A 21,375-nucleotide genomic window follows, 5' to 3' on the forward strand; every position below is an offset into this window, starting at 1 on the left:
GCCCACGCCCACACGGGGCGTCGCGGTGCCGTGCCGACTGCCGAAATCCCGGGAAGCCGTGGTCCTGCCCAGCGCGGAGAACGACGCTGACGCGGCAGGCCCGGATGCCGTTCAACGGCGCCACATGGTTCGTCGATCAACCGATGAAGCGCCCACGCGAGGGCCAACGAGCTGGCACCCTGGACACCGCCGCCCACCCGCCGAATGCGACGTGCGTTGACGCCGGGCCGGACGCCGGGCTTGTTGTTGCCTGGGTTGTCGAGTTGGACGAGCCTCGCGTTGGACGGCGAACCAGCAGCCGTGGCCGCATGCGCAGCCGTGAACCCGCGCGCGCCCGGTGCTGGCAACCCCAATCACAAGCCCTGAGTGCGCCTCAATATCCATGCATGATTGGAGTATCAACCGAATGCCGATCAAAATACATCGGACATCGCAGCATACTCCTAATCGGTCACACTCAGTTCTTCAGACTCAAGGCTGCATGCGGTGCCCAGGCCTTGCCGGGCTCGGCGGCGGATGCCGACGCAGCCCCTGCCGCAGCCGCGGCCGGTTTGTCGAGCTGCGAGGCGCCCACGAACAGGCGGTCGGCGGGCAACTGTCGGCTGGCCAGGTAGTCCCGCACCGCCGTGGCGCGCGCCTGGGCCAGCTGCCGCATCTGCTCGTCGCCCACGGCGATGCTGTCCATGAGCAGCCGTTCCATCTCGGCCGTGGGCAGGTCCTTGGCCAGGCCAATGGCGTTGCGCGGCTTCTTGATGTCGGCACGCTTGTAGACCTGCTTGAGCAGGGCGTCGTACTCGGCGCCGGTGATGCGCGCAGCCCTGGCCGGGCGGGTCGAAGCCGCCGCAGCGGACGCGGCCGAGGCTGCGGCCTGCAGCATCGCGGTGGCGTCCTGATCGGCCTGCTTGCCGCCGGCGCCCTCGCCGCGGCGCTGCTCCGCCGCCACCAGGGCCTGCAGCCGCTCGCGCTGGTAGCCCGAGCTTTCGCGCTGCAGGTCGGCCGCACCGCTGACGGTCAGCTTCAGCGATGGCCGGTCGGTCAGCGCCTTGGCGATCTTGTCCAGGTTCTGCTGTGCCTGGGGCGTCAGCTCACTGCTGCCAGGCGCGAACACGACCTGCGACATTTCGTCGCCACTGCCGCCAAAGGCCTTGGCCAGCAGGGTGAAGGGCGCGGTGACGGCCTTGCCGATGATGTTGAAGATCGCCTTGACGATGATGGGGCCCACGCTGAACTGCGGGTCGTTGAGCGAACCCGAGATCGGCAGGTCCAGGTCGATCACGCCGTTGCGGTCGGACAGCAGCGTGACCGCCAGCTTGACGGGCAGGCTGGCCGGAGCGCCCTCCACCTTCTCGCCGAAGGTCAGCTGGTTGAGCACCAGCTTGTTGCTGGCCGTGAGCTGGCCGCTCGGCAGGACCTCGTAATGCACGTCGACGCTCATCTTGCCGCGCTCGATGCCGTAGCCCGAGTACTTGATGGCATAAGGCGACAGCGGCGGCAGTTCCAGGTCATGGACCTTACCGGTCACATCCAGCGCCAGCGGCTTGGCCAGTGGGTTGACCTTGCCGCTGATGTCGAGGCCGGCGCTGCCTTCGGCGCGCCCGGTGAGGGACAGGTCGGCCATCTGCACGGCGCCCGAGGGGTCGGGCTCGGAGCTGAAGGCGTTCAGGCTGCCGTTGAGCTCGGTCAGGTCGGCCGAGTAGTTGGGCTTGATGAAGCGGTCGGAGAAGTACACCTTGCCGCCCACCAGCCGGGTGGGGCCAAAGCGCAGGATGGGGCCGGTGCTCGGCGGATTCGCGGGCTGGGCCGCCGCCGTGGCGGTTGATGCAGCGGTTGACGGTGCAGGCGCCGACGCCTGGGCCGCCCCCGACGCTGCGGCTGCGGCCGGCGCGGCAGCGGCCGCCTGCTCTTCGGGCGAAGCCTTGACCAGGTCCTGCAGGTTCAGGCGCCCGTTGGGGAACACGATGACCCGCGCGAAGAAGTCGGCCAGGCGGGTCTCGGCCACGTTGACCACCGGCCGCGCCTGGGGCTGCACCGTCACGTCCAGCCCCCGCACATGCAGGGTCTTCCAGCTCAGCAGCTCTTCGCCCAGGTTCAGCCCACCGCGCCCCTGCCGGCCGCTGACCGGCGCCAGCGGTGCGCCCGAGTTCACGCTGTCCGCACCAGCGGCCACCGTTGGTGTGCCAGCTGAGCCCGCTGACCGGGAAGTGCTGACCTGCGCCTGCTGGCGCTGCGCCTGGGCCCGCGTGGGCACCGGCGCGACGCTGGTGGTCTGGGTCGTGCCACGGCTGCGCTCGGTGCTGCTGGCGGCGGCGGGCTCGGGCGCGCGCTCGTCGGTGATGGAGCCCACCACGCTGTGGGCCCGAAACTCTTCCACGCTGGCATCGCCGGCCAGCTTGAGGCGCGGCCCCTGCTGGCTGTTGGCGAAATCGACCCGACCCTTGAAGCTGGTGTCGGCGCGCAACAGCTCGATGTTGAGCAGACCGGCGAAGTACGGCTCGAACGCATGCACAGGCAGGCGCTGCAGGTTGACCTCGCCCTTGGCGGCCAGCGGCTGCTGCGTCACCGCGCCTTGCCAGGACAGGCGGCCGGGCTCCAGCCGCCCTGCCCCCAGGCGGGACGACAGCTGCACCTGCATGGGCTTGCTGCCGGCGCCGCCGAACTCGAACCCCTTGACCGTGGCCGCCAGGTCGCTGAGCGTGGCCTCGACGGGGCGCTCGGGCACCTCGTCGCGCCAACCCACGCGGCCGCCCTTGAGCTGCAGCTCGCCCAGCGCCACCTGCCAGGCGGGCGCAGCGCCAGCCTTGCCGGACGGCGTTGACGCGGCGGGCTGCGCCACCAGCCAGTCCTCAACCATGAGCTTGCCCTGGGCATTGCGCGACACCTGCGCCTGGGGCTCGGTGACGGTGAGGCTGCCCACCGTGACCCGCTGCGCCAGCGGCAGCACCTCGACATCGCCGACCTCGATGCGTTTGACGGTCGGCAGCCCTGGCAAAGCGGCACCCGGCTTGCGCGCCTTGCCGGCCGATGCCTGCGCCTCACCCGGCTGGCGCAGGGCCAGCTCATCCAGCTGCGCCTGGCTGAGCTGCAAGCGCAACTCGCCGCCCTCGCCCTGGGCATTGGCGGCCGCCCAGCGCAGCGCTGACGCAGCACTCAGGTTCCCGGCCAGTTGGGGCCGCAGGAAAGGCCGCACATACGGGCCGGCCAAGGCCAGCGGCAGGTCACGCAGCGTGGACTGCACGGCGACCGCGCTTTGGGTGGCTTCGCCCGCAAAACTCAAGCCACCGGCCGGCAAGTCGGCCAGGGCCACCAGGGCCGGCAGCGGCACCTCGGCGGCGGGGACGGCCTCGGTAGGGGCCGCGTTGGCGGCCGCTGCGCTGGCAGGCTGAACAGGCGCCGAGGCACCGGGGCGTGCGGCTGATGCCACGGCCTGCGACGGTGCGGCGGCCGAGGCGGTCTGGCCGATGGACTTGGCGGCGGTTACCGGCGCGGGCCGGGCCGCTTGGCCGGCGTCGCCTGCGGGCGACGCCGCGCTGGGCTTGGCCTGGGCTGTGGGCCGCCCGTCGGCCGGCGCGGTGCCCGTGTCGGCACGGGCCTCGCTCAGCACGCCCGAGCCACTGAAACGCACGGGCGTGTTCAGCGGCACCACCAGGCCTGCCGCATCCACCTGCAGCTGGGACAGCCGCAGGTTGGCCGGCTGATCGGGCACGCCCGCCGCCTGGTCGAGCCAGGTGATGTCGCCGCCCACCACCGCGACGCGGTCGACCCGCAGCTTCAGCGCCGAAGGCGCCGGCGCGCCCTGGCGTGCTGCCGATGCCGCAGATGCGGGTGTTGACGCCGATTGCGCCGCCTGACTCGCTGGAGTATCGGCCACCATCGATGATTTTTTCATCGGCGAAGCTGCCATACTCCCAGCCACCGCATCCGAGGCAGGTGCTGCTGCAGCGGACACCGTATCCGCCGGGGTGGACGCCACCGAGGCAGATGCTGCGGGAGCCGATGCCGCGGCGACGGGGGCAGCCTGGGCACCGGGCCCGTCCTGCGCGGTGGCCTTGGCCAGGCGCAACAGGTTCAGCAGGCCTTGCGGATCGCGTGCGAGGTGCATGCGCGGGGCCTCGAGCCGCACCGACTTGAGGTGCACGTCCTGCGTCAAGGGCCGCACCTCGCCCAGCTCCACCACCAGCCGGTCGAACGCGGCCAGCGGCGTGCCGTCGCGTTCCTGCAGGTTGAAGTCGCGGGCCGTGAGCAGGCCACTGAGCATCAGGCTCGGGCTGTCGTGCTGCTCGAAGGACAGCGTGAGGTCGGCATCCAGCATCGCCCCCTTGAGCGCCACCGGCACACTGGCCGGCACGTAGGCGGCGTACTCGCCGAGGTCCAGCGCGTCGACCTTGAAGCGCGCCTGGGTGGCCCGGGTGTCCATGAAGGGCAAGGTTTCGGCCGCGCTGTCGAAATGCGATCCGTCAAGGACGAAGGCCAGCTTGGGCAAGACCTTGATCTCGCGCTGCGAGTCGAGGTTGCTGATGAAGGGCAGCTGCAGGTCCAGCGACCGCAACTCGTGGTGGCCTTGCACAGGGTCGTCGTCGAAGGTGACCTCGCCGCCCTTGATCGCCACGTTGTACAGCGCAAACCGTGCCGGCTTGGCCTCGGGGTCGGGCGGGTCGGCCGGACGTTCGGCCAGGCGCTTCAGGATGTCGTCGAAGTCGTAGTGCCCATTGCCCAGGTGCCGCACGTGGATCTGGGGCGCGTCGACCTCGACCGCATCCAGCACGGGCGCCAGCCGGAACAGCGACTGGATGGCGGCATCGACGTGGATGCGGCCCACCGCCACCTGGGCGCCACGGCCGTCGGCCTTGGCCACCTGCAGGTCGCGCAGCGTGAGTTGCAGCGACCAGGGCTTGAAGTCGATGTCACCCACGGTGACGGCGCGGCCGAGGATGGCGCTGGCCTGCTTCTGCGCCTGCCACTTGAGCACGGGCGGCACCGCCAGCCAACCCACGCCCCAGATGGCCAGGACGGTACCGCCGGTCCACACGAGGCGGCGCGTCCAGCGCTGAACCGGGCTGCGGGCCGGTCGGGCGTCGGTCTGATGTGGCGCAGTGGGCACGGCAGAGGAAGACGGGGAAGAAGCAGGCTCAGTCATGCTGCCAATTGTGTAGCAAGCCGCACAGCTGCCGTGGACGGCAGCGACAGAAAAATGGCGAAAAACACCGGATGCCAGGCATTCTGCGGTCAAACGAAACCAGGTGTAAACAGCCGCTTGTCAAGCGACGATTTCCACCAATTTCGCGAAAAAGCAACAATTCAAGCGGTACTTTGTGGCATCCCACTGGAAAGCCGTTCAGCCAGCATTGGCCGGGCTTGGCCGCCATCGACGGCCTTTCTTATTCACAATTTGATATAAAAAATCAAATCTTTCCATTGACCGGAAATTTGACCCCTTTCTAGAATCCGCCCACCCGTCACGATGACGGCTTCGAGCCGCAGGCCAGCGAACCGCCTGCGGTGCCCGTTTCGGGGGCAGACGCACGATGGCCTGCGGCCATCAGCCAGCGAAGGAGCTGGCCTGCCTTTCCCGATCCATGACGTTCAGCCCGCCTGCCCACCGGCCTTGACCGTGGCCGCGGACTGAATGGACCAAGGACCTTGTCTCATGAACTCAGCGAGCAACTGGATCAGTCTGCGCGACGGCGTCAAAACCGTGGCCTCAGACGTGGTCGATGGCTTCGTTGCAATCACGCACAGCTCGGTGGCCATTCTCGGCCTGGGCGTGCTGCTGGCCAGCGCCGTGCTGGCCACCCAACCCCAGCTGCGCACCGAAGGCGAAACCGCCCTGCGCACCTGGCTGCAGGACCGCCAGATTGCGGCCACCGGCATCACGCCCGAATTGACCGCGATCGAGCGCGCCACCGCGACCAACCCCGCCGACCTGCCCAAGGAACAGGCGCAGGTCGCCTACTGGATCGCCAAGAAATACAAAGTCGCGCCCGAGCCCCTCGCCGCCCTGGTCGCCGAGGCCTATGACATCGGCCAGCAGGCCAAGCTCGAGCCCACGTTGCTGCTGGCCATCATGGCCATCGAATCCAGCTTCAACCCCTTCGCCCAAAGCCCGGTGGGCGCGCAAGGCCTCATGCAGGTGATGACCAGCGTGCACGCCGACAAATACGGCCACTATGGCGGCACCCATGCGGCCTTCGACCCGCGCAGCAACCTGCGTGTCGGTGCGCAGGTGCTGCAGGAGTGCATTCAGCGCGCCGGCTCGTTGCGCGGCGGGCTCAAGCACTATGTGGGCGCGGCCAACCTGGCCCACGACGGCGGCTACGGCGAAAAGGTCATGCGCGAGTTCCAGGACCTGTACCGCGTGGCCAAGGGCAAGGCCCTGCCGGGCAACTTCGAGGTCACGCCGCGCGCGCCGCTGACCGCCCAGGCACCGGCGACATCGGCGCAGACTGTGGCGCTGCGCGACACCGGCCTGTCACACCAGGCCTCAGCACGCGCTGCAGCGCTGTCCTATGTCGATCCCGTGGATCCATCCAGAGGCGACCAACTGGCTGCCCGCTGATCAGAAGCGCCTGGCCACGGTGGTGATCCACCCTTTCCCCGCGGCCAAGGCTCTGTTTCCGCCGGCCCGACGCCATGCTGTCCATGGGCGTTGAGCGCATCCCGCCTTGAGCAGGCGTGGCGTGCCTCGCCCATCCACCCCATTCGGCTGTGGAACCGAAGAGCGCGGCAGCACGTTCGGCCTCAGGTCGTTAAAATGTCCGCCGTGCACAACTGGCGATAGGTTCAGCGCATGTTTCGCCGCTGAATTGATGTGGATGCGTGCCATGCCCCTGAGCATGCGCACCGAACCACCGGGAAGTGCACCTTCGCGCCACACAGGCAGACCTGCAGGTGATGGCGCCGGAGTTGAGCCGCTCGCCTGGGCAGTCCGTGTGGCATGTTCCGCCGCTGAACATGCGGTGACGTCGTCGCCGACACACGGTCGTCACTGTCAGGAAAAGACTCTCTCATGTACCAACGCAACATCCTCATCGAGCAGACCGATCCCGAGCTGTTTGCTGCCATCCAGGCCGAAAACAAGCGCCAGGAAGACCACATCGAGCTGATTGCCAGCGAGAACTACGCCTCGCCGGCCGTGATGGCCGCCCAGGGCACGCAGCTGACCAACAAGTACGCCGAAGGCTATCCCGGCAAGCGTTACTACGGCGGCTGCGAATACGTGGACATCGCCGAGACGCTGGCCATCAACCGCGTGAAGGAACTGTTTGGCGCCGATGCCGCCAACGTGCAGCCGCACTGCGGCGCCTCGGCCAACGAAGCCGTGTTCCTGGCCTTCCTCAAGCCCGGCGACACCATCATGGGCATGAGCCTGGCCGAAGGCGGCCACCTGACGCACGGCATGCCACTGAACATGTCGGGCAAGTGGTTCAACGTGGTCAGCTATGGCCTGGATGCCAACGAAGCCATCGACTACGACGCCATGGAGAAGAAGGCGCACGAAGCCAAGCCCAAGCTGATCGTGGCCGGCGCCAGCGCCTACTCGCTGGAGATCGACTTCGCCCGCTTCGCCAAGGTTGCCAAGGACGTGGGCGCCATCTTCATGGTCGACATGGCCCACTACGCCGGCCTGATCGCCGCGGGCGAGTACCCCAACCCGGTGCCGCACGCCGACGTGGTCACCACCACCACGCACAAGAGCCTGCGTGGCCCGCGCGGCGGCGTGATCCTGATGAAGGCCGAACACGAGAAGGCCATCAACTCGGCCGTGTTCCCCGGCCTGCAAGGCGGCCCGCTGATGCACGTGATCGCCGCCAAGGCCGTGGCCTTCAAGGAAGCGCTGCAGCCCGAGTTCAAGGCCTACGCACGTCAGGTCAAGGCCAACGCCAAGGTGATCGCCGAGACGCTGACCGCCCGCGGCCTGCGCATCGTCAGCGGTGGCACGCAAAGCCACGTCATGCTGGTGGACCTGCGCAACAAGGGCATCACCGGCAAGGAAGCCGAAGCCGTGCTGGGCGCCGCCCACATGACGATCAACAAGAACGGCATCCCGAACGACCCGGAAAAGCCCATGGTCACCAGCGGTGTGCGCATCGGCACCCCCGCCATGACCACGCGCGGCTTCCAGGAAGAAGAAGCCCGCATCACAGCCAACCTGATCGCCGACGTGCTGGACAACCCGCGTGACGAGGCCAACATCGCCGCCGTGCGCGCCAAGGTCAATGCGCTGACGGCGAAGTTCCCGGTTTACCGTTGATTCACAACAGTATCATGCCACTGCCTTTGATTGAACAACGGCAGTGGCAGCATACTCCCTGAAAAAGCGCGGCATTGACCGCGCTTTTTCATGCACTGCGGGGCAGCCACCGCGGATCACGGAGGGCCAACGCCCTGTCGTCAGGCCAACCCCTGCAAGGCCTGCGGGATGTTCATGCGGTGAGCGGATGGGCGATTCAACGAGGACAGTGAAAAGCATCACATCGCTGCGCGGCCGCATGCTGAGCTGCCTGGCTGTTCCAGGCGCGCTGAGCCCTGATACCCCACCGCCCCTGCAGCACCGGGCCAGCCCATGCACGGTGTCGCCGGCTGGCTCTGCCGGAAGCGCTTCTGCGACTCAGACCAGCTCGTACCAGTTCACGCCCTGCGCGTCCGCCTGCACCCGGGCCTGGCCGTCGCCCAGCAGGTGGTTGAGGTAGGCCAGCGCCTCGCCGGTGGCCAACGTGTGCAGGAACGGGTTGGCGAACGACCCCGGGCTGAACAGCGCCGGGTAGACATCGAGCGCACGTTGCGGCCCGTTCTCGCGCAAATGGTCACGCAGCCGGTCGAGCGCACGCAGGCGCTTGGTCGCGAGCTGCCGGGCGCGCTCGGGCAGCCCGCGAAACGGGGCACCATGCGCCGGCAGCACCAGCACGTCTTCGTCGAACAAGGTGGCCATTTTCTGCAGCGAGTTCAGCCAGTCCTTCATGGGGTTGGCCCAGGGCTCAACAGGCATGACGGACACGTTGGACGACACATCGGCCAGCACCTGATCGCCGCCGATCAGCAGCTGTTGGGCGGCGTTGTACAGGCAAGCATGCTCTGGCGAATGGCCACAGGTGGTGATGACCTGCCAGCACTGATCGCCCACCGCCAGCACATCGCCTTCCCGCATGCGGCGGTACTGGCCCGGCAGCGGGGCCATGCTCTTGCCGAAGGCGGCATAACCGGCCAGCATCTCGTCGCTCCAGCCGGCCTGCCGGAAAAACCGCAGGTGCTCGGGCAGCGTGGGACGGGCGTAGTCCTCGATCATCTGCTTGGCTTGCAGGTACTCGCCCCGCGTCATCCACAGTTCACACCCATGGCGGCGGTACAGCTCGCCCGCGTACCCCACATGGTCGGCGTGCATGTGGGTGCCGATGATGCGGGTGGGCGCGCCGCCCAGCGGCCCATCCGGCAGGACCAGCTCGGCCCAGCGCTGGGCGCCGGCGGGTGTGTCCATGCCCACGTCGACCACGGCCCAGCCGTCGCCATCCCGCAGCGCCCAGGTGTTGATGAAGCCCATGCTGGACGCGCTGAGCGGCACCTGCAGCCACATCACCTCCGGTGTCACCATGACGGGCTCCGCGTGCACGCGTTGCAGGCCAAACGGGAAACTCAGGCCATTGCGGACCACGGTTTCATCCACACAGGTGTCGGGGTTTGTACTCATAAGCGGGCAACTGTATGCCAGACGCGCACCCGTGTCAGTCTGCGAAAGCGCAGCTCGGCGACTTCAGGCCGAAGCCCGCGCAAGCCCGATTCAGCGCCAAGGCGTGCCCGCCTACAATCGCCGCTGCATTCCCTGGGCCAGCCATGAACACACCCAACACCCTTGAATTGATCGTTGAGCGCGCCGAGCGCCTGTTGGTGCGCTACGAGGAAACCCAGCGCACGAACGCCCTGCTGTCCAGTGAGCTCAAGCAGGTCCGGGCCGAGCGGGATCTGCTCAAGTCCCGCGTGGACGCCGCCAAAGCCCGTCTGGATGCCGTGCTGGCCCAGCTGCCGCCGGAGTTGCAGGTCACGGATGGCGCATCGCCCCTGCAGGAGACACGAGGATGAAGCAAGTCGAAGTACAGATCATGGGGCAAGCCTACGTGCTGGGCTGCCCCGAAGGCGGCGAAGACCGCCTGGCGCAGGCCGTGGCCAAGGTGGATCAGGCCATGTGCGCCATCCGGGATTCGGGCAAGCTGCGTGCGCGTGACCGCATCGCCGTGCTGGCTGCCTTGAACCTGGCATTCGACCTCGGCGATGCACCCAAGGCAGCCGAAGCCGTTGAAACCGTCGCCCCCCCGGAAGATGCCCCCGCCCCCGACAGCACGCAAGAGGCACAGGACGCCCCCGAAGACACCCGGTTGCAGAGCTTGCTGCAGCGCCTGAACCAAGCCTTGGCCGTGGACGGCAAGCTGATCTGAACGCCGTGGGGCCACGCACGCAGCACCCACCTGCCGCAAGGTCAGACACCTTTCGCAACCCAGGTTTTGCTTGTGACGCCCTTTCATCGCCGTTAGAATGAAGGCGTCTGCAGGTCGTGGAAACTTTATAGTTCCTTGAACCAATGCTCATACGAGCCCGGGCTTGGAAATTGTCCTTCGAGCGTGATCATCTCGCGTCAGATGAACCCAACGTTGGTACTGACCTTGCCCCCCTGAACCCCCGGTTCAGGATGACGGTTTCTGCCACCTGCAGGCACCTGTTTCCAGGCTGATGCACTTTCGGGCATCAGCCTTTTTCATGCCTGCGATTCAAGCGTGCGTGCTCAACCTTTTTTGGCCGCGTTGGGCGCAGGGTCGGTGGTGAACATGAAATCGTTCACCCACGGTGACTTGGGCGGTTGAGGCACCGAACGATTGGACAAGGCCTTGCCCAGGCAGGCCGTGAATGCGTTGCTGGGCGCCAGCACCACCTCATAGCTGTTCGCCGCCTTGACCACGAAATAGCCGAACGCCGTCTGCCGGCCCGGGTGCTGCTTGGTACATGCAGAAATGGCCGGCCGCACGTCGGCCTGGGCCTGCAAGGCCTTGCTCAACGCCTCGTCGTACGCCTTGCCTTCGGCCGTGGTCGCGTTCTGTTTGGCCTGGTTGTACAAATCCTGCGTGAACTCCGCCGCCATCCCCTGAAAAGATGCGCTCGCCACCACGGCAGCCGTCAAACCTTGAAGCAAATATTTCGTCATACCCCATGTCTCATCGCTGGTGACTGACCAGCAAACAGAAAGCGCCCCACCGGGCGCTTTCTGCGGTTGTAGCACAAGCCTTGTTGCCAAGGCCTGGCCGCGGGTTTGCATCAGATCTTGATGCTGGTCATGTACTGGTTGAAGGGCAGTTCCGAGCAACGGTTCCAGAGGATCTGGTCACGCTGGAAGGCCCGCATGTCCTGGTGAATCTTCTTGAACTCAGGCGACTTGGCATCGTGCTCGGCAAACACCTCCATCGAGGCCTTGAAACCTGCATCCATGACGGCCTTGGGGAAGATGGTCAACTTGGTCTTGTCCGCCACCAGCTTCTTCAGGGCCACGGGATTCAGCGCCATGTACTTGGCCTGCATGTCCTGGGCCGCCACCTTGCAGGCGGCATCCAGGATGGCCTTGTTTTCAGGCGACAGCTTGTTGAACGCCTTGTTGTTGATGAAGAACTCCAGGTCGGCGCCACCTTCCCACCAGCCGGGGTAGTAGTAGTAAGGCGCCACCTTGTTGAAGCCCAGCTTCAGGTCGTCGTACGGCCCCACGAATTCGGAGGCGTCCAGCGTGCCCTTTTCCAGCGCCTGGTAGACATCGCCTGCGGGCATGTTCTGCGCCACCACGCCCAGCTTGGCCATGGCCTCACCGAACAAGCCGCCACCCAACCGCATCTTCAGACCCTTGAGGTCAGCGACGGTCTTGATTTCGCGGCGGTACCAGCCGCCCATCTGGGTGGTGGTGTTGCCGGCACTGGCGGTGCGGAAGTTGTACTTGGCAAAGAAGGCATCCAGCAGCTTGCGGCCGTTGCCATGGTCTTTCCACCCCGCCATCTGGTTGGCCGTCAAACCGAACGGCACCGCGCAGCTGAACGCGAAGATGGGATCCTTGCCGGTGAAGTAATAGGCTGCGGTCTGCGCCATCTCGATGGTGTCTTTTTCCAGCGCGTCCACCACGCCAAACGCCGGCATCAGTTCGCCCGCCGGGTGCACGGACACCTCGAATTTGCCCCCCGACAAGGCCTTCACCGTGCGGGACATCACCTCCGCGCTGCCGAAAATCGTATCCAGCGACTTGGGGAAGCTGGATGCGCAACGCCAGCGCACGGCGGCCTGCGCGTGCACGGCCGGCGCAACACCGGCCGCCAGAACACCCGCCACACCAGTCTGCTTGATCAAAGAACGACGATCCATGAACTTAACTCCTCAAAATTTCATGAGCGGGCCGAGTGTAATGAGCCCTGTCGCCGTCTCGTATGGGGAATGTCCCTCTGGCTACCCCGAATCCCCGGCCCTCTTCACGCCACCTTGACCAACGGCGCCACAAACCGCTTGCGGATGCTGGCTTCGATGCCGGCAGCATCCAGCCCCAGGCCAGCCAACAGCTTGGCCGGGTCCCCGTGTTCGATGAAGCGGTCTGGCAAGCCCAGCTGCAGCACGGGCCGGACCAGTTCCAGGCGCTGCAGCGCTTCGAGCACGGCACTGCCGGCCCCACCCAGGATGGCGCCCTCTTCCACCGTCACCAGGCAGTCGTGCGCAGCCGCCACCTCTAGCAGCAAGGCTTCGTCCAGGGGCTTGGCCCAGCGCATGTTGACCACCGTGGCGTTGAGCCGCTCGGCCGCTTCGAGCGCCGGGTACAGCAGCGTGCCGAACGCCAGAATCGCGATGCGCTCACCCGTCCGGCGCACTTCGCCTTTGCCAAACGGCAAGGCATCCAGGTCCGGCAGCGGCTTGACCCCCACGCCGGCACCGCGCGGATACCGAACCGCGACCGGCGACGACTGGGCAAAGCCGGTGCTGAGCAGCTGCCGGCATTCGCGCTCATCGGCCGGGCAGGCCACGCTCAGGTTCGGGATGCAACGCAGGTACGGGATGTCGTAGGCGCCGGCATGCGTGGCACCGTCTGCCCCCACCAAGCCAGCCCGGTCCAGCGCAAACAGCACCGGCAGGTTCTGGATCGCCACGTCGTGGATCAGCTGGTCGTAGCCCCGTTGCAAAAAGGTCGAATAAATCGCCACCACGGGCTTGAGCCCCTCGCAGGCCATGCCGGCCGCAAAGGTCACGGCGTGCTGCTCGGCGATGCCGACGTCGTAGTAGCGGCCGGGAAAGCGCTGCTCGAACTCGACCAGACCGGAGCCCTCGCGCATGGCTGGCGTGATGCCGACCAGGCGCTCATCGTGCGCCCCCATGTCGCACAACCATTGGCCGAACACCTGGGTGAACGTCTGTTTGGCAGGCGCTGCCGATGGCAGCAAGCCGACGGAGGGGTCGAACTTGCCCGGACCGTGGTAGGCCACGGGGTCCGCCTCGGCCAGTTTGTAGCCCTGCCCCTTCTTGGTCACCACGTGCAAAAACTGCGGCCCCTTCAGGCTCTTCAGGTTCTCGAGCGTGGGGATCAGCGACTCCAGGTCGTGCCCGTCGATGGGGCCGGTGTAGTTGAAGCCGAACTTCTCAAACAGCGTGGCCGGCACCACCATGCCCTTGGCCTGCTCCTCGATGCGCTTGGCCAGCTCGAACAAGGGCGGCGCCTTCTTCAGCACATTCTTGCCCGCCGAACGCGCGGCGGCATAAAACTGCCCGCTCATGAGCTGCGCCAGGTAGCGGTTGAGCGCGCCCACGGGCGGGCTGATCGACATGTCGTTGTCGTTCAGGATCACGATGAGCCGGCAGTCCTCGACGCCCGCGTTGTTCAGGGCCTCGAACGCCATGCCCGCCGTCATGGCGCCGTCGCCGATCACGGCGATGGCCATGCGGTCTTCTCCCTTCTGGCGCGCGGCCAGCGCCATCCCCAATGCGGCCGAGATGCTGGTCGACGAATGCGCCGTGCCAAAGGTGTCGTACTCGCTCTCGGTGCGCTGCGGGAAGCCCGACAGCCCACCCAACTGACGCAGCGAGGGCATGCGCTCGCGCCTGCCGGTCAGGATCTTGTGTGGGTAGGTCTGGTGGCCTACGTCCCACACAATCCGGTCTTCTGGCGTGTTGAACACGTGGTGCAGCGCCACGGTGAGTTCCACCGTTCCCAGGTTGGAACTCAGGTGCCCGCCGGTCTTGGACACGTTGTCGAGCACGCACTGGCGCACTTCCTGGGCCACGCGCTTGAGCTGCGAGCGGTCCAGGCGGCGCAACTGCGCGGGCGATTCAATGGTTTCAAGCAATGTGGGCATGGTTGTCAGCCTGGAAACGGCAGTTGGATGGCGTCAGACCCACAGGGACTCTCTGGGCGACACGACAAGGAGGGGCGGTGCGATCACGCACGGTCAATGCTGGCGGTCCACCACCATCAGGGCCAGCTCGCGCAAGGCCTGCACATCGGGCAGGTGGCTCTCCGCCAGCGCCGACAGGGCCTGATCCCGCAGCTGTCCAGCATAGGCGCGCGAGGCCTCCAACCCCAGGATGGACACGTAAGTCGGCTTGTTGTCCTGCGCATCCTTGCCCGCGGTCTTGCCCAGCGTGGCCGAATCGGCGGTCACATCGAGGATGTCGTCCACCACCTGGAACGCCAAGCCCACGGCGTGGCCGTAGCGCTCCAGCTGAGGCCAACCGGCCTGGTCAGGCGCTGGATCCTGGCTCAGCCACCCCATGTGCACGCTGGCCTTCAGCAAGGCACCGGTCTTGGCCTCGTGCATGCGCTTGAGCTGGTCTTCACTCAGGGCCTTGCCCACGCTGGTCAGATCGATGGCCTGACCGCCGGCCATGCCTTGACCACCGGCCGCAACGGCCAGCGCGCGACACAGCCGGGCCTGCACACCGGCCAACGCGTCGTCGCCTTCGGGCGTCAGCAACTCAAACGCCAGCGCCTGCAGGGCATCGCCCGCGAGCAGCGCCATGGCCTCGCCGAACTGCACGTGCACCGTGGGCTTACCGCGGCGCAGCAAATCGTTGTCCATGCACGGCATGTCGTCATGCACCAGGGAGTACGCATGGATCAACTCCACCGCGCAAGCGGCACGAATTGCATACGCCTCGTTTAATGACTTGTCATCTGCCTGAGCAGCAGCCTGCGCGGCTGCCAGCACCAGCAACGGCCGCAGGCGCTTGCCGCCATCGAGCACGGCATAGCGCATGGCGTCGCGCAAGGCGGTGGGCGCAGCCTCGCCGACCCAGCGCGCCAAGCCTTGCTCGACCTGCGCCAGCCCCTGATGCATCCACGCGGAAAAATTGAACTCAGGCATCTTCATCGTCCTCCCCCACCTCCAGCGGCGTGCCATCAAGCAGGCGGACCTGCTGGTCCACCGCATCCAGCCGGGCGCGGCAAAACCCCAGCAGCTGGGCGCCCCGCTGGTAGGAACTCAACAGGGCCTCCAGCGGCATGGCGCCCGACTCGATGGTGCTCACCAGCTGCTCCAGCTCCTGAAGGGCGAGCTCATAGGTCTCGGGCAAGAGGGGAAGAGGTGTGGGGGAAGTGTGTGCCTTGGCCATGTAGAAAGCGCAAAGCGGCCGTTGCCGCGCGTGATGAGACCGACCAGCGGCCCGCATCCAAAGGGAAAGCGCCTGATTTTAAGGGCGCTCGTGCAGCCGGACCTGCGCTGGGGGCTCCGGCGACAAGCGCCGGCCCGGCGTGAGGGATTGGCGCCCGCTTCGGCAAGCGCCCCCCAAGCCGTTACAATACGCGGTTTGCCATTTCGGTTTCAAGCACAGGCTGAATCGGTGGGGCGAGGGCCGATGGCCTGCCTCGTCACCCAGGCTGTGCAAGGAATTCCACACCGACGTGGCTGCTCGCCGCGCTTTTTCGAAAGCGCGCCATCCCTGCCCCTTCATAGGGGGAGTCTCTAGGTCAGGACACGATGTCTGATTTAAGTCTTCAACTCCAGCAGGCGGTTTCTCAACTCCCCGTCTCCAGCTATTTCGACCAGGCGCTGTACGAGCGCGAGATGAGGTTGCTCTTCCAGCAAGGGCCCCGCTATGTGGGGCATGCATTGAGCGTTCCGGAACCCAGCAGCTACTTTGCCCTGCCCCAGGAGGGTGAAGGCCGTGCGCTGGTGCGCGATGCGCGGGGCCACATCCAGCTGCTGTCCAACGTGTGCCGCCACCGGCAGGCCATCATGCTCAAGGGCCGCGGCAACCTGACGACGCAGCAGAAAGGCTCGGCCGGCGGCAACATCGTCTGCCCCCTGCACCGCTGGACGTACTCCGACCGGGGCGAGCTGCTGGGCGCGCCGCATTTCTCGCACGACCCCTGCCTGAACCTGAACCAGTACGGCCTGCGCAACTGGAACGGCCTGCTGTTCGAGGACAACGGGCGCGACATCGCAGCGGATCTGGCGCGCCTGGGCCCGAGCCAGCAGCTGAGCTTCGAGGGCATGGCGCTCGACCACGTCGAGCTGCACGAGTGCAACTACAACTGGAAGACCTTCATCGAGGTCTACCTCGAGGACTACCACGTCGGCCCCTTCCACCCCGGCCTGGGGCAGTTCGTCACCTGCGACGACCTGACCTGGGAGTTCGGCGACGACTACTCGGTGCAGACCGTGGGCGTCGCCAACGAGCTGGCCAAGCCCGGCAGCCCGGTCTACCGGCGCTGGCACGACGAGTTGCTCAAGTACAACCAGGGCAAACAGCCGCAGCACGGCGCCATCTGGCTGACCTACTACCCACACATCATGGTCGAGTGGTACCCGAATGTGCTCACCGTGTCCACGCTGCACCCCCTGGGCCCGCACAAGACGCTGAACATGGTCGAGTTCTACTACCCCGAGGAAATCGTCGCCTTCGAGCGCGACTTCGTCGAAGCCCAGCGCGCCGCCTACATGGAAACCTGCATCGAGGACGACGAGATCGCCGAGCGCATGGACGCCGGCCGCAAGGCCCTGTGGGAGCGCGGCGACAACGAAACCGGCCCCTACCAAAGCCCCATGGAAGACGGCATGCAGCATTTCCATGAGTGGTATCGCAGCCGCATGGGCATGAGCGTGACAGCCTGAGCGCCCGCCCCATGCGATAGTCACCCCGCCTGCTGGCCCCGCACCCACCGTGGTGATGGGGCCATTTTTGAGGGCATCCGGTGTGCGCTGGCACGGCCGACTGGCTGCACCCGCCGCCTGCCCGCAGGACGATGCGGCGGCCACGCCCGCTGTCCGCCCGAACCCTCTGGAACAACTCCTCAAAACAAGCAGTATGCCCTCGTTGCCGTTGATTGAAAAACGGTGGCAACCCCATACTCCCCATTGACTGCAGACGCGATTCACCGCGATTGCACCGTTTTAGCCCCCTTGCCGCGCCCTCGCAGGCGCCCGTAGTCTCATGCAAGCCGCCTGGATGATCGCCGCCGCCTTTTTCTTTGCCAGCATGGCGGTCGGCGTCAAGTACGCATCGGCGCACTACGGCTTCTTCGAGATCGTGATGTACCGCGGCCTCATCGGCATGCTGGTCATGCTCGTCATCTGCCGCGCCCAACGTGTGACGCTGGCCACGCGGCTGCCCGGCATGCACGTCTGGCGCAACGTGGTCGGCGTGTCGGCCATGACGGCCTGGTACTACGCCATCGGCCACCTGCCGCTGGCCACCGCCCTCACCCTCAACTACATGAGCAGCGTGTGGGTCGCCGTCTTCGTGCTGGCCAGCACGCTGCTCACCGGCGGGCTGGGCGACATCCGCCGCCAGATGCCGCTGGCGTTGGCCGTCGTGACCAGCTTTGCCGGCGTGCTGCTCATGCTTCGCCCCACCATGGGCGAGGACCAGCTCTTTCCGGGCCTGGTGGGGCTGATGTCCGGCCTGATGGCCGCCATGGCCGTGCTGCAGGTGGCGGCCCTGGCCCGCATGGGCGAGCCCGAATCGCGCACGGTGTTCTATTTCTCGCTCGCCTGCACCGTCGTGGGCCTGGTCGGCGCGGCGCTGTTCGAGGGCTTCCATTGGCACTGGCCCCAAATCTGGTGGCTGGTGGGCCTGGGCGTGCTGGCCGCCCTGGGCCAGCTGTGCCTGACGCGCGCATACTCGCGCGGCTCGACCATCGTCGTGGCCAACCTGAACTACGCCGGCATCGTGTTCGCCGCCATCTACGGCGCCATCCTGTTCGGCGACCAGATCCCGCTCGTGGGCTGGCTGGGCATCTTCCTCATCGTGGCCAGCGGCATCACCGCCACACTGCTGCGCGGCCGTGCCGTACCGGCCCGCCCCGAACCCAAGGCCATCGCCGCCAAGGCCGACTGAGCCTGGCGTGCGAAAGCCGAGGTCGATGGGGAATGCGGGCGATCATGTTTAACATCGCGCTGTGGGAAGGCCCCTCTGGGAGTGCTGCAACCGACTCAGGCCGGCGACAAGGCACCGATCGACACCGGAGGTCCGCCTTCCCCTGTTGCTCAGGGCTTTGCATCGAAGGCTGCTGCCGTGGCCATTCTCGTCCGCGCCGCGGGCTGCCATCGCGCCACACGCACGAGAGGGCTCATCGCCTCGGACTAGGATGTGCCCCTGCCGAGCGACGCCGCACTGGTCACCCGTGCCTCGCCAGCCGCTCATCCCCTTGCCGCTTCCTGGACCTCTGTCGCCATGACCTACCCCACGCTGATCACCCCCGCCCAGCTGCAATCGCTCGTGACCGCCGGCTCGCCGCTGATGGTGTTCGATGCCAGCAACGAACTCATGGACCAGGCCGCCGGCGATGCGCAGTTCGCCAGCGTGCACATCGCCGGGGCCGTGCGGGCCAATGCCGAGCGCCACCTCAGCGCGCACGACGCCGAACACGCCATCAACGGCGGCCGCCACCCCCTGCCCACACGCGAGCAGGTGGCAAGCTGGCTGTCGCAGATCGGCTTTCGCAACGACATGCAGGCCGTGGTCTACGACCGCCAAAGCAGCGTCTTCGCCGGGCGCCTGTGGTGGATGCTGAAGTGGCTGGGCCACGACGCCGTCGCCGTGCTCGACGGCGGCCTGCCGGCCTGGCAGGCGGCAGGTGGCGCGGTGTCGTCGGGCGACGCCGCCGTCCACCCGGCCAGCACGTTTGCGCTGCAACCGCCGCTGCGCGAATTGCGCACCCAGGCCCAGGTGGCGGCCCTGCTCGACCAGCCTGGCAGCCAGACCTTGATCGACGCCCGCGGCCGCCCGCGCTTTCTCGGCGAGGTCGAGCCGCTGGACCCCGTGGCCGGCCACATCCCCGGCGCGCTCAATCGGCCGTCGAGCGACAACTTCGACCCCCAGGGCCGCTTCAAGGACACCGACACGCTGCGCGCCGACTTCGAGCGGCTGCTGGCCGGGCGCCCGCCCGCCACCGTCGTGCACCAGTGCGGCAGCGGCATCAGCGCCGTGAGCAACATGATCGCCATGGAGCTGGCCGGCTACGCCCCCATGCCGCTGTACGCCGGCAGCTGGAGCGAGTGGTGCAACACCCCTGGCGCCCCCGTGGCCCGCGGCGAGGCCTGACCGGCGCCCACGGACCAGCACTTGCCGCGCGCCTTGCTGCCGACGGGCATCGGCTCTGCCCGCACCGAGCCAACCGGTGGCCCAGGCCCAAGGCCAACGCGGCCGCCTCGCAAGGCTCAGCCCGACTCAGTGCGCGACGGTGAAGCGCCGCTTCACGTGCGCGCCCTGCTCCAGCGCATCCACCAGCGCCACGGCCAGGTCCTGCACCGAGATGTCGCCGGGCGAGCCATCGGCCTGCATCAGCGGCTCATCGGCCCCCGTGCGGTAGTGCCCGGTGCGGCCCAGCGCCTGCGCGGCCGAGCCACCATGAAACCCCACGGGTGGGCTCAACAGGGTCCAGTCCAGCGTCGTTTCGCCTTGCAGCTCGGTGTACATGTCGCGCGCTGCCGAGGCCCCGGGCTTGATCGCCGCCGGAAAATCGGGCGAATCGACCAGCTGCTTGCCGTCCACATACAGGCTGCCCGCACCGCCCACCACCAGGTAGCGCGTCACGCCCGCCGCCTTCAGGCCCTGCACGATGGCGCGCGAGCCGGTCATGAAATCGTCGTAGATGTGGGGGTTCGTCCAGCCCGCGTTGTAGGCGCTGATCACGCCATCGACCCCCGCCACGCCGCGCTGCACGGCCTCGGCCTGCAACACATCGGCCTGCACGGCGTGCACCTGTGCAGACACGGCCAGGGACTCGGGCTTGCGCACCAAGGCCACCACCTCGTGGCCGCGTGCCACCAACTCGGCCAGCACCGCCGCCCCCACAAAACCCGTTGCGCCAATCAATGCCACTTTCACGTTATCACCCCATCGGTGTTTGAACAGACCTGAAGCTTAGGCGCCAGCCAACCCGCGAAAAAGTCCCTGAAACCGCCATCACCTTGAAGCCACACTTCACAATCGCGCGATGGACGACCTCAAACGCATGGCCATCTTCGCCGCCGTGGTGACGCACGGCGGTATGAGCGCCGCAGCGCGCCACCTCGACATGACGCCCTCGGCCGTGAGCCAGCACATCCGCCAGTTGGAGCGCGACGCCGGCCTCACGCTGCTGCACCGCACCACACGGCAGATCTCGCTCACCGACGCCGGCCAGCGCTTCTACCGCCAATGTGCCGCGCTGAGCGACGCCGCCGCCCGGGCCCGGGCCGAACTGGCCGCCGAACACCAAAGCCCCAGCGGCGAGCTGCGCCTGGCCACGCCCGCAGGCTTTGTGCACCACGCGGCGCCCGCGCTGGGCGAGTGGCTGAGCCAGCACCCGGGCCTGCGCCTGTGCCTGCTCGCGGACGACGCCCCGGTCAACCTCGTGCAGGCCCGCGTGGACCTGGCCTTGCGCTTTGGCCACCTGCCCGACTCCAACTGGGTCGCCCGCCACCTGGGCCGCAGCGCCACCGTGCTGTGCGCCTCACCCCGCTGGCTGCACACCCTGGGCACGGTGCCCCGCCACCCGGCCGAGCTGCACACCCTGCCCTGGCTGGGCATGGGGCAAGACGACCACCACCCCATGCAGCGCCTGCAGGCGCGCCATGCCCCCAGTGGCGAGGAGGTGCAGCTGCAACTGCCGCTGGCCCTGGTGAGCAACCAGCGCGCCGCCGTGCAGCATTTTTGCGAAGCCGGCCTGGGCCTGGCCCTGCTGTCGGCCCACGACGTGGCCGCCCGCCTCAGCCAAGGCGCCCTGGTGCGCCTGCTGCCCGACTGGGACCTGGGCCAGCTCGACATCTGGGCGCTCACGCCGCAGCGCGACGCCCTGCCCGCCAAGGTGCGTCAAGGCATCGAGGTGCTGCGGGCCTACTTCGAGCGGCTGGAGGGGGTGAACCCGATGCGGTGAAAAGACAAGTCCACTCCAGATGGCAA

The 21,375-nt window shown here is 67.2% G+C and carries 16 protein-coding genes; 8 read left to right on the forward strand and 8 right to left on the reverse strand.

Going from position 1 to position 21,375, the window contains the following annotated elements; genetic code table 11:
* Positions 1-457: 457 nt before the first annotated feature.
* Positions 458-5,134 (reverse strand): DUF748 domain-containing protein, encoded by a 4,677-nt coding sequence (locus tag CCO03_RS11350; protein WP_087281118.1) that lies wholly within the window; start codon positions 5,132-5,134, stop codon positions 458-460.
* Positions 5,135-5,644: 510 nt separating this feature from the next.
* On the opposite strand from CCO03_RS11350, the gene CCO03_RS11355 reads away from it, so the two are divergent.
* Positions 5,645-6,553 carry a lytic transglycosylase domain-containing protein gene (locus CCO03_RS11355; protein WP_087281120.1) on the forward strand — a complete coding sequence of 303 codons (909 nt, stop codon included), beginning with the start codon at positions 5,645-5,647 and terminating at the stop codon, positions 6,551-6,553.
* A 450-nt stretch (positions 6,554-7,003) separates the two neighbouring features.
* Entirely contained in the window at positions 7,004-8,248 is a 1,245-nt protein-coding gene (gene glyA / locus CCO03_RS11360; protein WP_087281122.1) for a serine hydroxymethyltransferase, read from the forward strand.
* A 357-nt stretch (positions 8,249-8,605) separates the two neighbouring features.
* Here glyA and CCO03_RS11365 read toward each other — a convergent pair whose 3' ends face one another.
* Positions 8,606-9,679: an MBL fold metallo-hydrolase gene (locus tag CCO03_RS11365; protein ID WP_087281124.1), complete on the reverse strand. Its 1,074-nt coding sequence runs from the start codon at positions 9,677-9,679 to the stop codon at positions 8,606-8,608.
* Positions 9,680-9,822: 143 nt separating this feature from the next.
* On the opposite strand from CCO03_RS11365, the gene CCO03_RS11370 reads away from it, so the two are divergent.
* Both CCO03_RS11370 and CCO03_RS11375 read left to right on the forward strand, forming a co-directional pair.
* Positions 9,823-10,068, forward strand: a complete 246-nt coding sequence (locus tag CCO03_RS11370; RefSeq protein WP_087281126.1) for a hypothetical protein — start codon at positions 9,823-9,825, stop codon at positions 10,066-10,068.
* Positions 10,065-10,421, forward strand: coding sequence for a cell division protein ZapA (locus CCO03_RS11375; RefSeq protein ID WP_087281127.1), 357 nt, complete (start codon positions 10,065-10,067; stop codon positions 10,419-10,421). The genes CCO03_RS11370 and CCO03_RS11375 overlap by 4 nt, the downstream gene beginning before the upstream one ends.
* 344 nt (positions 10,422-10,765) lie before the next feature.
* Here CCO03_RS11375 and CCO03_RS11380 read toward each other — a convergent pair whose 3' ends face one another.
* The 5 genes from CCO03_RS11380 to xseB all read right to left on the reverse strand — a co-directional run bounded on the left by CCO03_RS11380 (position 10,766) and on the right by xseB (position 15,561).
* Positions 10,766-11,293 (reverse strand): hypothetical protein, encoded by a 528-nt coding sequence (locus CCO03_RS11380; RefSeq protein WP_157667652.1) that lies wholly within the window; start codon positions 11,291-11,293, stop codon positions 10,766-10,768.
* A complete protein-coding gene (locus tag CCO03_RS11385; protein WP_087281131.1) occupies positions 11,293-12,375 on the reverse strand; it encodes a TRAP transporter substrate-binding protein in 1,083 nt (360 codons plus the stop codon). Before CCO03_RS11385 ends, CCO03_RS11380 begins: the two co-directional genes overlap by 1 nt.
* 104 nt (positions 12,376-12,479) lie before the next feature.
* Positions 12,480-14,345 carry a 1-deoxy-D-xylulose-5-phosphate synthase gene (dxs, locus tag CCO03_RS11390; protein WP_087281133.1) on the reverse strand — a complete coding sequence of 622 codons (1,866 nt, stop codon included), beginning with the start codon at positions 14,343-14,345 and terminating at the stop codon, positions 12,480-12,482.
* A gap of 93 nt (positions 14,346-14,438) precedes the next feature.
* The gene (locus CCO03_RS11395; protein WP_236903784.1) at positions 14,439-15,353 is read right to left on the reverse strand and encodes a polyprenyl synthetase family protein; all 915 of its coding nucleotides are present in this window, start codon (positions 15,351-15,353) and stop codon (positions 14,439-14,441) included.
* Positions 15,346-15,561 carry an exodeoxyribonuclease VII small subunit gene (gene xseB / locus CCO03_RS11400; protein ID WP_418236020.1) on the reverse strand — a complete coding sequence of 72 codons (216 nt, stop codon included), beginning with the start codon at positions 15,559-15,561 and terminating at the stop codon, positions 15,346-15,348. The genes CCO03_RS11395 and xseB overlap by 8 nt, the downstream gene beginning before the upstream one ends.
* A gap of 404 nt (positions 15,562-15,965) precedes the next feature.
* Between xseB and CCO03_RS11405 the strand changes: the two genes are divergently transcribed.
* The 3 genes from CCO03_RS11405 to CCO03_RS11415 all read left to right on the forward strand — a co-directional run bounded on the left by CCO03_RS11405 (position 15,966) and on the right by CCO03_RS11415 (position 19,533).
* Entirely contained in the window at positions 15,966-17,102 is a 1,137-nt protein-coding gene (locus tag CCO03_RS11405) for an aromatic ring-hydroxylating oxygenase subunit alpha (protein ID WP_087281139.1), read from the forward strand.
* A 319-nt stretch (positions 17,103-17,421) separates the two neighbouring features.
* Positions 17,422-18,327 carry a DMT family transporter gene (locus tag CCO03_RS11410; RefSeq protein ID WP_087281141.1) on the forward strand — a complete coding sequence of 302 codons (906 nt, stop codon included), beginning with the start codon at positions 17,422-17,424 and terminating at the stop codon, positions 18,325-18,327.
* 336 nt (positions 18,328-18,663) lie between these two features.
* Positions 18,664-19,533 carry a sulfurtransferase gene (locus CCO03_RS11415; protein ID WP_087281143.1) on the forward strand — a complete coding sequence of 290 codons (870 nt, stop codon included), beginning with the start codon at positions 18,664-18,666 and terminating at the stop codon, positions 19,531-19,533.
* Positions 19,534-19,659: 126 nt separating this feature from the next.
* Here CCO03_RS11415 and CCO03_RS11420 read toward each other — a convergent pair whose 3' ends face one another.
* Positions 19,660-20,319 (reverse strand): NAD(P)-dependent oxidoreductase, encoded by a 660-nt coding sequence (locus tag CCO03_RS11420; protein WP_087281145.1) that lies wholly within the window; start codon positions 20,317-20,319, stop codon positions 19,660-19,662.
* 109 nt (positions 20,320-20,428) lie between these two features.
* Between CCO03_RS11420 and CCO03_RS11425 the strand changes: the two genes are divergently transcribed.
* A complete protein-coding gene (locus CCO03_RS11425) occupies positions 20,429-21,349 on the forward strand; it encodes a LysR family transcriptional regulator (protein WP_087281147.1) in 921 nt (306 codons plus the stop codon).
* The last annotated feature ends 26 nt before the right edge of the window (positions 21,350-21,375 follow it).

Origin of the sequence: Comamonas serinivorans, assembly GCF_002158865.1 — a bacterium.
GTDB lineage: Bacteria > Pseudomonadota > Gammaproteobacteria > Burkholderiales > Burkholderiaceae_C > Comamonas_E > Comamonas_E serinivorans.

Coding starts and splice junctions, on each gene's coding strand:
- CCO03_RS11405 (WP_087281139.1), top strand. CDS start 15,966: ATGTCTGATTTAAGTCTTCAACTCCAGCAGGCGGTTTCTCAACTCCCC.
- glyA (WP_087281122.1), top strand. CDS start 7,004: ATGTACCAACGCAACATCCTCATCGAGCAGACCGATCCCGAGCTGTTT.
- CCO03_RS11395 (WP_236903784.1), bottom strand. CDS start 15,353: ATGCCTGAGTTCAATTTTTCCGCGTGGATGCATCAGGGGCTGGCGCAG.
- CCO03_RS11415 (WP_087281143.1), top strand. CDS start 18,664: ATGACCTACCCCACGCTGATCACCCCCGCCCAGCTGCAATCGCTCGTG.
- CCO03_RS11410 (WP_087281141.1), top strand. CDS start 17,422: ATGCAAGCCGCCTGGATGATCGCCGCCGCCTTTTTCTTTGCCAGCATG.
- CCO03_RS11355 (WP_087281120.1), top strand. CDS start 5,645: ATGAACTCAGCGAGCAACTGGATCAGTCTGCGCGACGGCGTCAAAACC.
- CCO03_RS11385 (WP_087281131.1), bottom strand. CDS start 12,375: ATGGATCGTCGTTCTTTGATCAAGCAGACTGGTGTGGCGGGTGTTCTG.
- CCO03_RS11350 (WP_087281118.1), bottom strand. CDS start 5,134: ATGACTGAGCCTGCTTCTTCCCCGTCTTCCTCTGCCGTGCCCACTGCG.
- CCO03_RS11365 (WP_087281124.1), bottom strand. CDS start 9,679: ATGAGTACAAACCCCGACACCTGTGTGGATGAAACCGTGGTCCGCAAT.
- CCO03_RS11370 (WP_087281126.1), top strand. CDS start 9,823: ATGAACACACCCAACACCCTTGAATTGATCGTTGAGCGCGCCGAGCGC.
- CCO03_RS11375 (WP_087281127.1), top strand. CDS start 10,065: ATGAAGCAAGTCGAAGTACAGATCATGGGGCAAGCCTACGTGCTGGGC.
- CCO03_RS11425 (WP_087281147.1), top strand. CDS start 20,429: ATGGACGACCTCAAACGCATGGCCATCTTCGCCGCCGTGGTGACGCAC.
- CCO03_RS11380 (WP_157667652.1), bottom strand. CDS start 11,293: ATGCAAACCCGCGGCCAGGCCTTGGCAACAAGGCTTGTGCTACAACCG.
- dxs (WP_087281133.1), bottom strand. CDS start 14,345: ATGCCCACATTGCTTGAAACCATTGAATCGCCCGCGCAGTTGCGCCGC.